15 protein-coding genes are annotated in these 13,000 nt (G+C 65.0%); 11 read left to right on the top strand and 4 right to left on the bottom strand.

The annotated features are described in order from the left end of the window. The first annotated feature begins 20 nt into the window (after positions 1 to 20). The 11 genes from nirS to PspCFBP13509_RS14475 are packed head-to-tail and all read left to right on the top strand — an operon-like array spanning position 21 to position 8,990. Positions 21 to 1,694: a nitrite reductase gene (gene nirS, locus PspCFBP13509_RS14525; RefSeq protein ID WP_065924633.1), complete on the top strand. Its 1,674-nt coding sequence runs from the start codon at positions 21 to 23 to the stop codon at positions 1,692 to 1,694. 24 nt (positions 1,695 to 1,718) lie between these two features. Beyond that, on the top strand, positions 1,719 to 2,033 hold the full coding sequence (locus tag PspCFBP13509_RS14520; protein ID WP_065948127.1) for a c-type cytochrome: 315 nt from the start codon (positions 1,719 to 1,721) through the stop codon (positions 2,031 to 2,033). Positions 2,034 to 2,049: 16 nt separating this feature from the next. Beyond that, positions 2,050 to 2,367 (top strand): c-type cytochrome, encoded by a 318-nt coding sequence (locus PspCFBP13509_RS14515; RefSeq protein ID WP_178084547.1) that lies wholly within the window; start codon positions 2,050 to 2,052, stop codon positions 2,365 to 2,367. Next, complete coding sequence (locus PspCFBP13509_RS14510; RefSeq protein WP_137212223.1) at positions 2,364 to 3,533, top strand: cytochrome D1 domain-containing protein; 1,170 nt, start codon at positions 2,364 to 2,366, stop codon at positions 3,531 to 3,533. The genes PspCFBP13509_RS14515 and PspCFBP13509_RS14510 overlap by 4 nt, the downstream gene beginning before the upstream one ends. 1 nt (position 3,534) lies before the next feature. After that, positions 3,535 to 4,038, top strand: coding sequence for an Lrp/AsnC family transcriptional regulator (locus tag PspCFBP13509_RS14505; protein ID WP_137212222.1), 504 nt, complete (start codon positions 3,535 to 3,537; stop codon positions 4,036 to 4,038). Continuing rightward, positions 4,035 to 4,550, top strand: a complete 516-nt coding sequence (gene ahbB, locus PspCFBP13509_RS14500) for a siroheme decarboxylase subunit beta (protein ID WP_065924630.1) — start codon at positions 4,035 to 4,037, stop codon at positions 4,548 to 4,550. Before PspCFBP13509_RS14505 ends, ahbB (PspCFBP13509_RS14500) begins: the two co-directional genes overlap by 4 nt. Next, positions 4,543 to 4,986 (top strand): Lrp/AsnC family transcriptional regulator, encoded by a 444-nt coding sequence (locus PspCFBP13509_RS14495; RefSeq protein WP_065924629.1) that lies wholly within the window; start codon positions 4,543 to 4,545, stop codon positions 4,984 to 4,986. The genes ahbB (PspCFBP13509_RS14500) and PspCFBP13509_RS14495 overlap by 8 nt, the downstream gene beginning before the upstream one ends. Continuing rightward, complete coding sequence (ahbB, locus tag PspCFBP13509_RS14490) at positions 4,961 to 5,470, top strand: siroheme decarboxylase subunit beta (RefSeq protein ID WP_065948125.1); 510 nt, start codon at positions 4,961 to 4,963, stop codon at positions 5,468 to 5,470. The genes PspCFBP13509_RS14495 and ahbB (PspCFBP13509_RS14490) overlap by 26 nt, the downstream gene beginning before the upstream one ends. 3 nt (positions 5,471 to 5,473) lie before the next feature. Beyond that, positions 5,474 to 6,655 carry a heme d1 biosynthesis radical SAM protein NirJ gene (gene nirJ / locus PspCFBP13509_RS14485; protein WP_065924627.1) on the top strand — a complete coding sequence of 394 codons (1,182 nt, stop codon included), beginning with the start codon at positions 5,474 to 5,476 and terminating at the stop codon, positions 6,653 to 6,655. A 44-nt stretch (positions 6,656 to 6,699) separates the two neighbouring features. Further along, positions 6,700 to 7,539, top strand: a complete 840-nt coding sequence (cobA, locus tag PspCFBP13509_RS14480; protein WP_065924626.1) for a uroporphyrinogen-III C-methyltransferase — start codon at positions 6,700 to 6,702, stop codon at positions 7,537 to 7,539. Further along, positions 7,536 to 8,990, top strand: coding sequence for a nitrite reductase (locus PspCFBP13509_RS14475; protein WP_137212221.1), 1,455 nt, complete (start codon positions 7,536 to 7,538; stop codon positions 8,988 to 8,990). Before cobA ends, PspCFBP13509_RS14475 begins: the two co-directional genes overlap by 4 nt. 153 nt (positions 8,991 to 9,143) lie before the next feature. Here PspCFBP13509_RS14475 and hemN read toward each other — a convergent pair whose 3' ends face one another. The 4 genes from hemN to PspCFBP13509_RS14455 all read right to left on the bottom strand — a co-directional run bounded on the left by hemN (position 9,144) and on the right by PspCFBP13509_RS14455 (position 12,988). Continuing rightward, a complete protein-coding gene (hemN, locus tag PspCFBP13509_RS14470; protein WP_065924624.1) occupies positions 9,144 to 10,529 on the bottom strand; it encodes an oxygen-independent coproporphyrinogen III oxidase in 1,386 nt (461 codons plus the stop codon). Then, positions 10,516 to 11,835, bottom strand: a complete 1,320-nt coding sequence (locus tag PspCFBP13509_RS14465) for a coproporphyrinogen III oxidase (RefSeq protein WP_137212220.1) — start codon at positions 11,833 to 11,835, stop codon at positions 10,516 to 10,518. Before PspCFBP13509_RS14465 ends, hemN begins: the two co-directional genes overlap by 14 nt. Before the next feature lie 77 nt (positions 11,836 to 11,912). Beyond that, on the bottom strand, positions 11,913 to 12,356 hold the full coding sequence (locus tag PspCFBP13509_RS14460) for a CopD family copper resistance protein (RefSeq protein ID WP_065948120.1): 444 nt from the start codon (positions 12,354 to 12,356) through the stop codon (positions 11,913 to 11,915). 86 nt (positions 12,357 to 12,442) lie between these two features. Further along, positions 12,443 to 12,988: a putative natural product biosynthesis protein gene (locus PspCFBP13509_RS14455; protein ID WP_074847074.1), complete on the bottom strand. Its 546-nt coding sequence runs from the start codon at positions 12,986 to 12,988 to the stop codon at positions 12,443 to 12,445. Between the last annotated feature and the right edge of the window lie 12 nt (positions 12,989 to 13,000).

Here is a 13,000-nt window from a genome sequence, read left to right as displayed (position 1 = left end):
CTTGCCTGAGGAGATATGGAATGCTGACTCGCAACAGAAAACCCTGGGTCCTGAGTCTTGCCAGCCTGAGCTGCGCCCTGGCCCTCGCATTGCCCATCAACGCCCATGGCGACGCGCCGACCGGGATGGTGAAAAGCCCCGGCGCGCCGGATATGAGCCAGGCTGAGTTCGACGCCTCCAAGCAGATTTACTTCGAACGCTGCGCCGGCTGCCACGGTGTGTTGCGCAAAGGCGCCACCGGCAAGCCGCTGACCCCGGACATCACCCAGGCCCGTGGCCAGGCGTATCTGGAAGCGCTGATCACCTACGGTTCCCCGGCCGGCATGCCCAACTGGGGCACGTCCAATGCGCTGACCAAGGCGCAGATCACCAGCATGGCCACCTTCATCCAGCACACCGCGCCCACCCCGCCTGAATGGGGCATGGCCGAAACCCTCAAGACCTGGAAAGTACTGGTCAAGCCCGAAGACCGGCCGAAAAAACAACTGAACACCCTCAACCTGCAAAACCTGTTCTCGGTCACCCTGCGCGACGACGGCAAGATCGCCCTGGTGGACGGTGACACCAAGCAGATCATCAAGCTGATCGACACCGGTTACGCCGTGCATATCTCGCGTATCTCCGCGTCTGGCCGCTACCTGCTGGTGATCGGCCGCGATGCCAAGATCGACATGATCGACCTGTGGCCCCTGGAGCCGACCAAAGTCGCCGAGATCAAGGTGGGTATCGAAGCGCGCTCGGTGGAGACTTCGAAGTTCAAGGGCTATGAAGACAAGTACGCGATTGCCGGCTCCTACTGGCCGCCGCAGTTCACCATCATGGATGGCGAAACCCTGGAGCCCAGGCAGATCGTGTCCACCCGGGGCATGACCGTCGATAAGCAGGAATACCACCCCGAACCCCGCGTGGCGGCGATCATCGCCTCCCACGAGTGGCCGGAGTTCATCGTCAATATCAAGGAAACCGGCAAGGTGATGCTGGTCAATTACCAGGACATCAAGAACCTCACCATCACCACCATCGACGCCGCGCCGTTCCTGCATGACGGCGGCTGGGACAGCACCCACCGCTACTTCATGACCGCCGCGAATAACTCCAACAAGGTCGCGGTGATCGACTCCAAGGAGCGCAAGCTCACCGCGTTGGTAGAGGTCGGCAAGACCCCGCACCCTGGCCGTGGCGCCAACTTCATTCACCCCAAATACGGCCCGGTGTGGGCTACCAGCCACCTGGGCGACGGCGGTATTTCGGTGATCGGCACCGACCCGGTCAAGCACCCGCAATACGCCTGGAAGCAGGTGGAATCCCTCAAGGGCCAGGGCGGCGGTTCGCTGTTTATCAAGACCCACCCCAACTCCCATCACCTGTATGTCGACACCACCCTCAACCCCGACGCCAAGCTCAGCCAGTCGGTGGCGGTGTTCGACATCAACCAGCTGGACAAGGGCTACACCGTGCTGCCGATTGCCGAGTATTCGGGCATCAAGCAAGGCGCGCTGCGGGTGGTGCAACCGGAATACAACAAGGCCGGTGACGAGGTGTGGTTCTCGGTGTGGAACGGCCAGACCGAAGAGTCGGCGCTGGTGGTGATCGATGACAAGACCTTGAAGCTCAAGCAGGTGATCCGCGACAAGCGCCTGATCACGCCGACCGGAAAATTCAACGTCTACAACACCCAACACGACATTTATTGAGCCCCATCAACACGAGGTCACCGAATGAAAAATATTCTCCTCGCACTGCTGGCATCCGCCGCTGCGCTCAGCCTGCAACCGGTGTTGGCACAAGACGGGCCGGGGTTGTTCAACAGCAAACCCTGTGTGGGCTGCCACATGATTGACAGCAAACTGGTGGGGCCGGCCTTGAAGGACGTCGCCGCCAAGAATGCCGGTGTGAAAGACGCAGCCACCACCCTGGCCAGCCACATCAAGAACGGTACCCAGGGCAACTGGGGGCCGGTGCCGATGCCGCCGAACCAGGTCACCGATGATGAAGCCAAGGTGTTGGCCGATTGGGTCCTGACCTTGAAATAAGCACAAGGAGCACGCCATGCAAGCATCGATGATCGGTACGGCCATGGCGCTGCTCCTGCTGATTCCCGTGCGGGCAGCGGCCACCCCGGACGCTGCCCGCCTTGAACACCTGTTGACCCAGGATTGCGGGGCCTGCCATGGCCTGCACCTCACCGGCGGCCTGGGCCCGGCCCTCACACCGCAAGCCCTGGCCCACCACAGCCGCGACAGCCTGATCGCCACCGTGACCTACGGCCGCCCTGCCCGCGCCATGCCCGGTTGGGGCCCGCTGCTGAGTGCCGGCGATATTGCCTGGCTGGTCGACCGCCTATTGCAAGGAAGCCCCCCACCATGATGCGTCCTACCCTGTTATCCCTGTGCCTGTTGCTGGGTGCCTGCGCCCAACCCGCCTTGCGCGGCAGCGGCGACCTGGGCCTGGTGATCGAACGCGCCAGTGGCAGCGTGCAGATTATCGAGAGCACCGGCATGACCGAACTGGCCCGTATCGAGGGGCTGGGCGACCTGTCCCACGCCTCGGCGGTGTTTTCCCGCGACCAGCGCTATGCCTACGTGTTTGCCCGCGATGGCGGCCTGACCAAGATCGACCTGCTGCGCCAACGCATCGAGCGGCGCATCGTCCAGGGCGGCAACAGCATCGGCGGCGCCATCAGCCAGGATGGGCGCTTGATCGCCGTATCCAATTACGTGCCGGGCGGGGTCAAGGTGTTCGATGCAGAAGACCTGACCCTCATCGCCGACATCCCCGCGACCGCACTGGCCGATGGCAAACGCTCGCGGGTGGTCGGCCTGGTGGATGCGCCCGGGCAGCGCTTCGTGTTCAGCCTGTTCGACACCGGCGAGATCTGGAGCGCCGACTTCAGCCACGGCAACCCGCCGCGCATCACCCGCTTCAAGGACGTCGGCGAGCAACCCTATGACGCGCTGATCACCGCCGACGGCCGCTACTACATGGCCGGGCTGTTCGGTGAAGACGGCATGGCCCAGCTCGACCTGTGGCACCCGGAGCGCGGCGTGGTGCGCGTGCTCAAGGACTATGGCCGGGGCCAGGCCAAGCTGCCGGTGTACAAGATGCCCCACCTGGAGGGCTGGGCCGTCGCCGATGACCAGGCGTTCGTGCCGGCGGTGGGACGCCACCAGGTGCTGGTGATGGACGCGCGCACCTGGCAGCAGACGGCGGCGATCCCGGTGGCCGGGCAGCCGATCTTTGTCACTGCGCGGCCCGACGGGCGCCAGTTGTGGGTCAACTTCGCCTACCCGGACAACGACCGGGTGCAGGTACTCGACACCGAAACCCACCAAGTGGTCGCCGACCTGCGCCCCGGCCCCGGTGTGCTGCACATGGAATTCAGCGGGCGTGGCGAGCAACTGTGGCTGTCGGTGCGCGATGGCGAACAGCTGCAAGTGTGGGACCCGTACCGCCTGACCCTGCTGAAAAGCCTGCCGGCCCAGAGTCCCAGCGGGATTTTCTTCAGCCTGCGCGCGCAAAAAATGGGGTATTGAAATGGACCTTGATTCGCTCAGCCAGCAATTGATCGAACGCTTCCAGCACGGCATGCCGCTGTGCGCCGAGCCCTACCGCGAAATGGCCCAGGTGCTGGGTTGCAGCGCGGCCGAGGTGATGGCCTGCCTGCAACGCCTGGAACTGGCCGGCGCCTTGTCGCGCATCGGCCCGGTGTTCGAACACACCCGCGCGGGCGCCAGCACCCTGGCCGCCCTGGCGGTGCCGATCGAGCGCCTGGAACAGGTGGCCGCGCGGGTCAGCCAGTACCCGGAGGTCAATCACAACTACGCCCGCGAGCATCATTACAACCTATGGTTCGTGCTCACCGGGCCCCACCGCCAGCACCTGCAGCAGATCCTCGATGAGCTGGAGCAAGACACCGGCCTCACGCCCCTGGACCTGCCGATGCTCACCGCCTATCGCATCGACCTCGGTTTCCCCCTCGAAGCGGCAGCTGCTACGGGAGATTTTTTTGAGGTGGGTAGTTTGGGAGAGCAGCCGTGATCGCGCCACTGAACCACGAGCAGATGCTCGATCTGCGCCAGTGCCTGGAACGCGGTTTGCCCATCGTGCCACGGCCCTACGACGAGCTCGCCGAGCAGATTGGTGCCCACCACGATCAGGTGCTGCAACAGATGCAGCAATGGCACGACCAGGGCCTGTTCCGTCGTGTCGGCCTGGTGCTCAATCACCGCGCCCTGGGCTATGTGGCCAACGCCATGCTGGTGCTGGATGTGCCGGATGCGCTGGTCGATGAAGTCGGTGCGCGCCTGGGCCGCGCGCCCGGCGTGAATCTGTGTTACCAGCGCCCGCGACGCCTGCCGCAGTGGCGCTACAACCTGTTCTGCATGGTGCACGGGCGCGAGCGCGCGGTGGTCGAGGCGCAGATCCAGGCGTTGCTGGAGCAGCATCTGCTCAGCGACCTGCCCCACCAACTGCTGTTCAGCACCCGCGCCTTCAAGCAATGCGGCGGGCGTTTCGCGCCGCCGACGTCACAGGTATGGGCCCATGGATGAGCTGGATCGACAATTGATCAACCGCCTGCAACACGGCCTGCCGCTGGTGCGCCAGACCTGGCAACAGGTGGCAGAGGAACTGCACAGCCATCCGAGTGAACTGCTCGACCGCTTGTATGCCCTGCTCGAAGACGGCGTGCTCACGCGCTTCGGCCCGATGTTCGATATCGAGCGTCTCGGCGGCGCTTTCACCCTCGCGGCGCTCGCCGTACCCGAGGCGCGCTTTGACGCGGTCGCCGAGCAGCTCAACGCCCTGCCCCAGGTGGCCCACAACTACCGCCGCGAACACCGCTGGAACATGTGGTTCGTGCTGGCCTGCGCCACCGCGCAGGAGTTGGCCGCCACCCTATCGCACATCGAGGCCCTCACCGGGCTGGCGGTGCTCAATCTGCCGAAGGAGCACACCTACCATGTCGGTCTGTATTTCCCGGTCTGACAACACCCTGGCCCTGCAGCTGGTCGCCCTCACCCAAAGCGGCCTGCCGCTGGTGGAGGACCCGTGGGCCTGGCTCGCCGAGCAGTTGGGCATCAGCGTCGAATCGACCCTCGACCTGCTCAAGCGCCTGCAGGCCGAAGGCGCGATCCGGCGTATCGCCGCCGTGCCCAACCACTACCGCCTGGGCTATCGGCATAACGGCATGACCGTGTGGGACGTGGCCGATGTGCACCTGCCGCGCCTGGGAGAACTGCTCGGCGCCCAGCCGTTTGTCAGCCATTGCTACCGTCGCCCCCGGCGCCCGAACTGGCCCTACAACCTGTTCGCCATGGTGCATGGCCGCAGCCGCGAAGAAATCGACAGCTACCGCGAGCACCTGCGTTTCCTGCTGGGGGATGCCTGCCACGCCGACGAGATGCTGGTGAGCAGCCGCATCCTGAAAAAGACCGGCCTGCGCCTGACGCCGGCGCACTCAAAGGAATAGCCCATGCTGCGAATCAGTCAGTACCTGCGCACCCTCGCCGGCCAATGCCCGCCGCCGCGCACCTCGCCCCCTGGCAGAGAGCGGCCGCCGGTGGTGATCTGGAACCTGCTGCGGCGCTGCAATCTCACCTGCAAGCACTGCTACGCCACCAGCGCCGACAGCGTGTTTCGCGATGAACTCGACACCCCGGCAGCATTGCGGGTGATCGACGATTTGCACGACGCCGGGGTTCGCGTGTTGATCCTGTCCGGGGGCGAGCCGCTGCTGCGCGAAGACCTCTTCGAGCTGAGCGCCTATGCCCGTGACAAGGGTTTTTTCGTCGCGCTGTCGACCAACGGCACGCTGATCGATGAGCACAACATCCAGCAGATCGCCGACGCGCGCTTCGACTATGTGGGCATCAGCATCGACGGCCTGGAGGCGACCCACGATGCGTTTCGCCAACTGCACGGCAGTTTCCAGCGCTCCATGCACGCCATCCGCCTGTGCCGCGAAGCCGGGATTCGCGTGGGCCTGCGCACCACCCTGACCCAGGACAACCATGGGCAGCTCCCGCAGTTGCTGGCGCTGATGCGCACCTATGACGTGCAGAAGTTCTACCTGTCACACCTCAACTACAGCGGGCGTGGCAAACGCAGCCGCCAACTGGATGCGCACCGGCAGATGAGCCGCGAGGCCATGGCGCTGATTTTCCAGCAGGCCTGGAGCGATATTCAACACGGCGTGGACAGTGATTTCGTCAGCGGCAACAACGACGCCGACGCCGTGCTGTTGCTGCAATGGGTGCACCAGCACCTGCCCGAACACTACCCGCAGCTTGAACACCTGCTGCACGGCTGGGGCGGCAATGCCTCGGGCAGCGGCATCGCCAATATCGACAACACCGGCGAGGTGCACCCGGACACCTACTGGTGGCAGCAATCGGTGGGCAATGTGCGCAACACCACCTTCCGCCAACTCTGGCTGGAGCAGCCCGACCCGTTGCTGCTACGCCTGCGCGAACACCCGCGCAGCATTGGCGGACGCTGCGCCGAGTGCCGCTGGCTGGCGATCTGCAACGGCAATACCCGCACCCGCGCCTGGGCCGATGGCGACCTGTGGGGCCCGGACCCCGGTTGCTACTTCAGCGACGCCGAGATCGCGCGCCAGCCGCTCAACCTGATCCCTTGCTCGACTACCCGGTGACACAACCGGGGGCCGCCTACCTGATGATGAACCAAGGACGTCGCATGCACACTTCAACTGCCCACTCCTCCACTGGCCTGCCGGCCAGTCTGCACAGCCCCTTGCACCCCGGCGAAGTCGCGTTGGTGGGCGCCGGCCCCGGTGACCCGCGCCTGCTGACCCTGCGCGCCTGGAGCCTGTTGATGCAGGCCGACGCCGTGGTGTTCGACCGGCTGATCAGTGCCGAACTGCTCGCGCTGATCCCGTTGACCTGCGCCCGTCATTACGTGGGCAAGGCCAGCGGTTGCCACAGCCTGCCCCAGGATCAACTCAATGAACTGCTGGCTGAGTTGGCCGACCAGGGCCAGCGGGTGGTGCGCCTCAAGGGCGGCGACCCGTTTATCTTCGGGCGCGGCGCCGAGGAGCTGGAGTACCTGCTCGCGCGCGGTATCCCGTGCCAGGTGGTGCCGGGCATCACCGCCGCCTCCGGCTGCAGCGCCTATGCCGGTATCCCGCTGACCCACCGCGAGCTGGTCAATTCGTGCCGCTTCGTCACCGGCCACCTGCAACGCGACGGCGCGTTGAAACTGCCATGGGCCAGCCTGGCCGAGCCGAGCCAGACCCTGGTGTTCTACATGGGCCTGTCGAACCTGGCACTGATCGCCGAGCATTTGGTGGCGGCCGGTTTGCCCGCAGATACGCCGGCCGCCCTGATCAGCAACGGTGCGCGCGCCGATCAACAGGTGGCCCGTGGCACCCTGCGCCAGTTGCCCACCCTGGCCGCCGACTGCGAACCCGGCGTACCGACGCTGACGGTGATCGGCCACGTCGTCAACCTGTTTGCCGACGCCGCCCTGCACTTCCCCGCCAGCCTGGCACCGGCCCGTGAAGCGGTGGCGGTATGAAGCGCCTGCTGCTGGTGCCGCTGCTGTGGGCCACGGCCGCGCACGCTACGCCCGCGCAGGACTACCGCCAGTATTGCGAAAGCTGCCACGGGCTTAATCGCATCGGCGCCACCGGCCCGGCGCTGCTGCCGGAGAGCCTGGGGCGGATCAAGCCGGATGAAGTGCGCAAGGTCATCGAACACGGCCGGCCCGCCAGCCAGATGGCCGCGTTCGCGCCGCAACTGAGCGCCGCGCAGATGGATGGGCTGGCGCAGTTTCTGCAACAGCCGCCTGACTCACCTGCGACCTGGAACGAGCATGACATCCGCACCAGCCACAGCGTGCTGGCGGACCTGCGCCAATTGCCGAGCACGCCGCAGCATCACGCCGACCCGCTCAACCTGTTTGTGGTGGTGGAATCCGGCGACCATCACATGGATATTCTCGACGGCGACACCTTTGCCGTGCTGGACCGTTTCCCCACCCATTTCGCGGTGCACGGCGGGCCGAAATTCTCCCCGGACGGACGCTTTGTGTACTTCGCCTCGCGGGACGGCTGGATCAGCCAGTACGACCTGCACAACCTCAAGCTGATCGCCGAGATCCGCGTGGGCCTCAACACCCGCAACCTGGCGGTGAGCAAGGATGGGCGCTGGGTGCTGGCGGGCAACTACCTGCCGGGCAACCTGGTGCTGCTGGATGCCCGCGACCTGTCGCTGGTCAAGACCCTGGAAACGGGCTCACGGGTCAGTGCGGTGTACACCGCACCACCGCGCAACAGCTTTATCGTCGCGCTCAAGGACGTGAACGAAGTCTGGGAATTGTCCTATGCCGATGCCCGCCCCAGCTTCGAGCCCCGGCGCATCCAGGCCCAGGACGTGCTCGACGACTTCTCGTTCTCGCCCGACTACCGGCAACTGATCGCCACCTCACGCAAGGCCGGCGGCGGCCAGGTGATCGACCTGGACAGCGGCCGCGTGGTCACCGACGTCCCGCTGTCCGGCATGCCGCACCTGGGTTCGGGGACGTACTGGCGCCGCAACGGGCAATGGGTGTTTGCCACGCCGAATATCAGCAAGGGGCAAATCTCGGTGATCGACCTCAAGACCTGGAGCCTGATCAAACAGATTCCCACCCTCGGGCCGGGCTTTTTCATGCGCAGCCATGTGAACTCGCGCTATGTGTGGAGCGACGTGTTTTTCGGGCCGGACAATGATGCGATTCACCTGATCGACAAGCAGACCCTCGAGATCGCCCACACCCTGAGGCCAGTGCCGGGCAAGACGGCAGCCCATGTGGAATTCACCCGGGATGGGCGGTATGTGTTGCTGAGCATCTGGGCCACGGAGGGGGCGCTGATTGTGTATGACAGCCAGACGCTCGAGGAGGTGAAGCGCATTCCCATGAATAAGCCGTCGGGCAAGTACAACGTGGGCAATAAGGTGGAGTTTGCGGAAGGGACATCGCATTGAACACGGGTGACAGGAAGGAAGCAGCCAGGTCATAGAGCGCATGGGCACCGCTGATCCCCTGTGGGAGATGTCGAGCTTCAGCGAGGCTTCGATGGCGGTGGCAGGGTTGGTAGAGGTGTTGGCTGACACACTGCTATCGGGCTGCGTGGTGGGTCAGACGGTGCGGGAGAATTGGCCTTTGTGGGCACCGCCCAGGTAGGCGTCGAAGGCCATGGCCACGCTGCGCACCATCAGTTGGCCCTTGGGCAGCAGTTGCAGCGCGTCGTCCCGAACCAGCAATAAGCCGTCCGCCACTTGCTCGTCCAACTGCGTCAACGCTTGGGCAAAATACTCATTGAAGCGAATGCCATGGGCCGCTTCCACCTGGGCGACATCGACGCGGCCGTCGCACATCAACCCATTGATCACCTCGCGGCGCAGTACGTCGTCGGGGTTGAGCCGGTAACCGCGTTGCACCGGCAGCATGCCCGCATCGATGCGCGCGTAGTACTGGGACAGTTCCTTGACGCTCTGGCTGTAGCTGTCGCCGACCTTGCCGATGGCCGATACGCCCAGGCCGATCAAGTCGCAATCGGCATGGGTGGAGTAACCCTGGAAGTTACGTTGCAGGCTGCCGTTGACGCGGGCCAGTGCCAACTCATCGTCGGGCAGGGCGAAATGGTCCATGCCGATGTAGACATACCCGGCCTCGGTGAGGCGGCGAATGGTCAGTTCCAGCAGCTCCAGCTTGCGTGCCGGGGGTGGCATGTCTTCGGGGCGGATCATGCGCTGGGCGCGGATCTGGCTTGGCAGGTGCGCGTAGCTGTAGGCGGCCACGCGGTCGGGGCGCAGGGCGATCAGCTTGCTCAGGGTCACGTCGAAGCTGGCCACGGTTTGCAGGGGCAGGCCGTAGATCAGGTCGACACTCACCGACTTGAAGCGCGCCTCGCGGGCCGCCGCCACCAGTTGCAGGATCTGCGCTTCGCTTTGCACGCGATTGACGGCGGCCTGGACGTCGGGGTCGAAGTCCTGCACGCCGAAGCTCAGGCGATTGAAGCCCAGGCGGCGCAGGGTGTTGATGCGCTCGAGGCTGATGGTGCGCGGGTCGACCTCAATGGAGAACTCATGGGCGTCGCTGTCATCCAGGCTGAAGTTGTCCGCCAGGCAGGCCATCAGTTCGGCCAGTTGCGCATCGTCCAGATACGTCGGGGTGCCGCCGCCCAGGTGCAATTGGGTCAGGCGTCGCGAGCGCTCGAACAGCGCGCCCTGCATCTGGATCTCGCGCTTGAGGTACGCCACATACTCGACGGCGCGATGGGTCTTGCGGGTGATGATCTTGTGGCAGCCGCAGTAGTAGCAAAGGCTCTGGCAGAACGGAATATGGATGTACACCGACAACGCCTTGGACGCGGCGAGTTGGTGACTGGCGCGCACGGCCTGGTGATAGTCGTCCAGGGCAAACGCGCTGTTGAACTGCGGCGCGGTCGGGTACGAGGTGTAGCGCGGCCCCGGGCGGTCGTATTTGTGCACCAGGGCACGGTCGAACTCAAACGCCGTCATGGTCGATCACCTCGTCGTTGGCGCTGACGGGGGTGGCGAGCACCGCCCGTTCGAACAATGCGCAGATGGCATCCACCTGGGGCAGGCCCGCAGGCAGCAGCCAGATAAACGTAGGCGACAACTCGAGCAGACCGTCGCGGTGCAACGCCTCCAGCAGCGGCCAGAGGTTGGCGAAATAACGTCTGAACACCAGGCCGTAACGGCGCTCCACGGCCTGGATATTCAGTTCCAGGTCACAGGCCAGGCGTTCGGCGACATGCAGGCGCACCGGGTCGGCCGCCTCGCGAAACCAGCCTCGGCACGTGGCCGGTTGACCACTGGCCAGCTGCTCACGGTAGTGCGGCAGAACCGCCGTGTTCTGCGCGCACAATGTATCGATCTGGCTGATGGCGCCCAGGCCGAAGCCGATGTGGTCGCAGTAACCGTGCAGGGTAAAGCCTTCGCAGTTACGGCTGAGGCGACCGCGCTCCTGGGCCTGTTTGAGGTCATCGTCGGCGCGGGCGAACTGGCCCAGGCCGATGTAGTGATACCCGGCGGCGGTGAGGTGTTCAAAGCCGCTGCGGCGCATGACGATCTTATCCGCCGCGCTGCAAAACGCCTGGGATTGACGGCCCTGGTAGCGCACCGGTGGCTGGGCGTAATCGAACAGTTGCAGGCGATCCGGCTCCAGGGCAATCAGGCTGGCCAGTTTCAACTCGAAACTGGCCGGCGTCTGCCAGGCATGGCCGTAGCCGAGGTCGATGTTCACCGAGCGAAAGCCAAAGGTGCGCGCCGCATCCACCAGCGATTCGATAGGCGCCGGGTCCTGGTAGCGCGCCTGGCACAGCGGTCCCTCGCGACTGACGTCGGGCACGCCGATGCTGGCGTGGTTGAAACCCTGGTCGCGCAACAGGCCCATGGTGGCCCAGTCGATGTGCCAGGGGTCGAGGTCGATTCGGTAGTCGCCACGGTCGTGGTCGAGAAAGTTGAAGCGGCTGTGCAGGTGTTCCAGCAACGTGCACACCTGCTCGATCGTCGGCGTGGTGCCGCGCAGGTGAAAGTGCTCGACCGGCTGGCGCGGACCGAGCTGGCAGCCGATCAACTGGATTTCCTCGGTGAGGCTGCGCAGGTAGTCGGCGCCGCCGTCAACCGCCGGCCACTGCAGGTTCAACGCCAGGGGCCGCTGGCGCTGGCGACTGTCGCGCAGGGCACGCAACAGGTCGAGGGAACCCACACCGCCATGGAAGCGGCGCGTGTCCGCATCGCAGGCCAGGTCCAGCACGCCCTGGTCCTGACGAAAGCGGGTGGGATGAAGATGGGTGCGCATGGCGGACTCCGGAACGGGCGGCGGTGGTCCATTGTCCGGTGCGACCGCTGCGCGCACCTTGATATGCATCAAGGTCGTTACCAACTGAGGTAAAACATGCCCTTGGCCAGCAACACAATGGCGACCATGTGCGCGAACAGGCTCAGGTGAATAAAGCGGCTATAGCGCGCGCTGACCTTGCCCCAGCGCATCCGCGCCATGGTCACCAGAAAGTGCAGCAATACGCTGGCGGCCAGGATCAACTTGAGGCTCAGCAACGTGCCGAACGAGGACGCCAACGGTGCCGCCAACGCCGGCAGATAACGCAGCCAGACCATGCCGAGCCCGGCGCCGAACAGCACCAGCAACACCCACGGCATCACTACCCGGGCGCGCCGGCCGACGCCCTGCTCCACCAGCACCATCACCCGAATCGGCAAGTGCTGGTGCAGGTGCCCCAGGATCAGCACCTCGAAAAACACCGTGCCGATAAAGATCAGCGCGGCGAACAGGTGGGCCAATAGCAACAGGAGGTAGAGCATGGAGGCCTCGCAGAGGGACCGGCCAGTGAGGACCCTCAGTGTGCGGACTTGCGCAGGCCGTGGCCTTGATGCCGATCAAGCGCGGTTCACGGCAGCGGCAACCAGCGGTTGAATTCGCCCAGGTGCGTCAGCGGGCTCCAGGCAAACTCCCACGCTGGAGCGGGCAGCACCTGTTGTTCGGCAGCCGCGAACCGAGCGTCCTTCCAATCGAACACCTTCGACCCGCGCCACGCCAGGACGATGCCCAGCGCAGGGCTCTGATCGGTACTGATCCAGCGCGCTGCGGCGGCGGCCATGAAGGCCTCGATGGGCTCGTCGCCAATCTGCGCGCGATACGCCGAGCCCAACAGCCAACGACAGACGCTCAAGTGATACGTCCAGTCCTGGGCCGGGCGGTTGCGATAGGCCCAGGTCATAAAGCTGCGAAACAGGTTCAGGCCTTCGGGCGGGTCGAGCTTGAGCAGCGTCGGGCAGATGTCGAACACGGTGTGCCAATACGGCAACAGGCGTGCATCCAGGTGCACAAAGCAGCGGGCATTGCTCGGGTAGTCCGGGCGTGCCGGCTCCGCGCGCGTGCGGCGGGACGCCTGGCTGACCAGGCGGCTGGCGCCTGCAGGCAAGTGATGGTTCATAAAGCGCACTCA

Source organism: Pseudomonas sp. CFBP13509, assembly GCF_005233485.1.
Lineage (GTDB): Bacteria > Pseudomonadota > Gammaproteobacteria > Pseudomonadales > Pseudomonadaceae > Aquipseudomonas > Aquipseudomonas marginalis.
The sequence above is the reverse complement of the archived record's forward strand: the minus strand, read 5'-3'. Positions and strand labels throughout refer to the sequence as shown.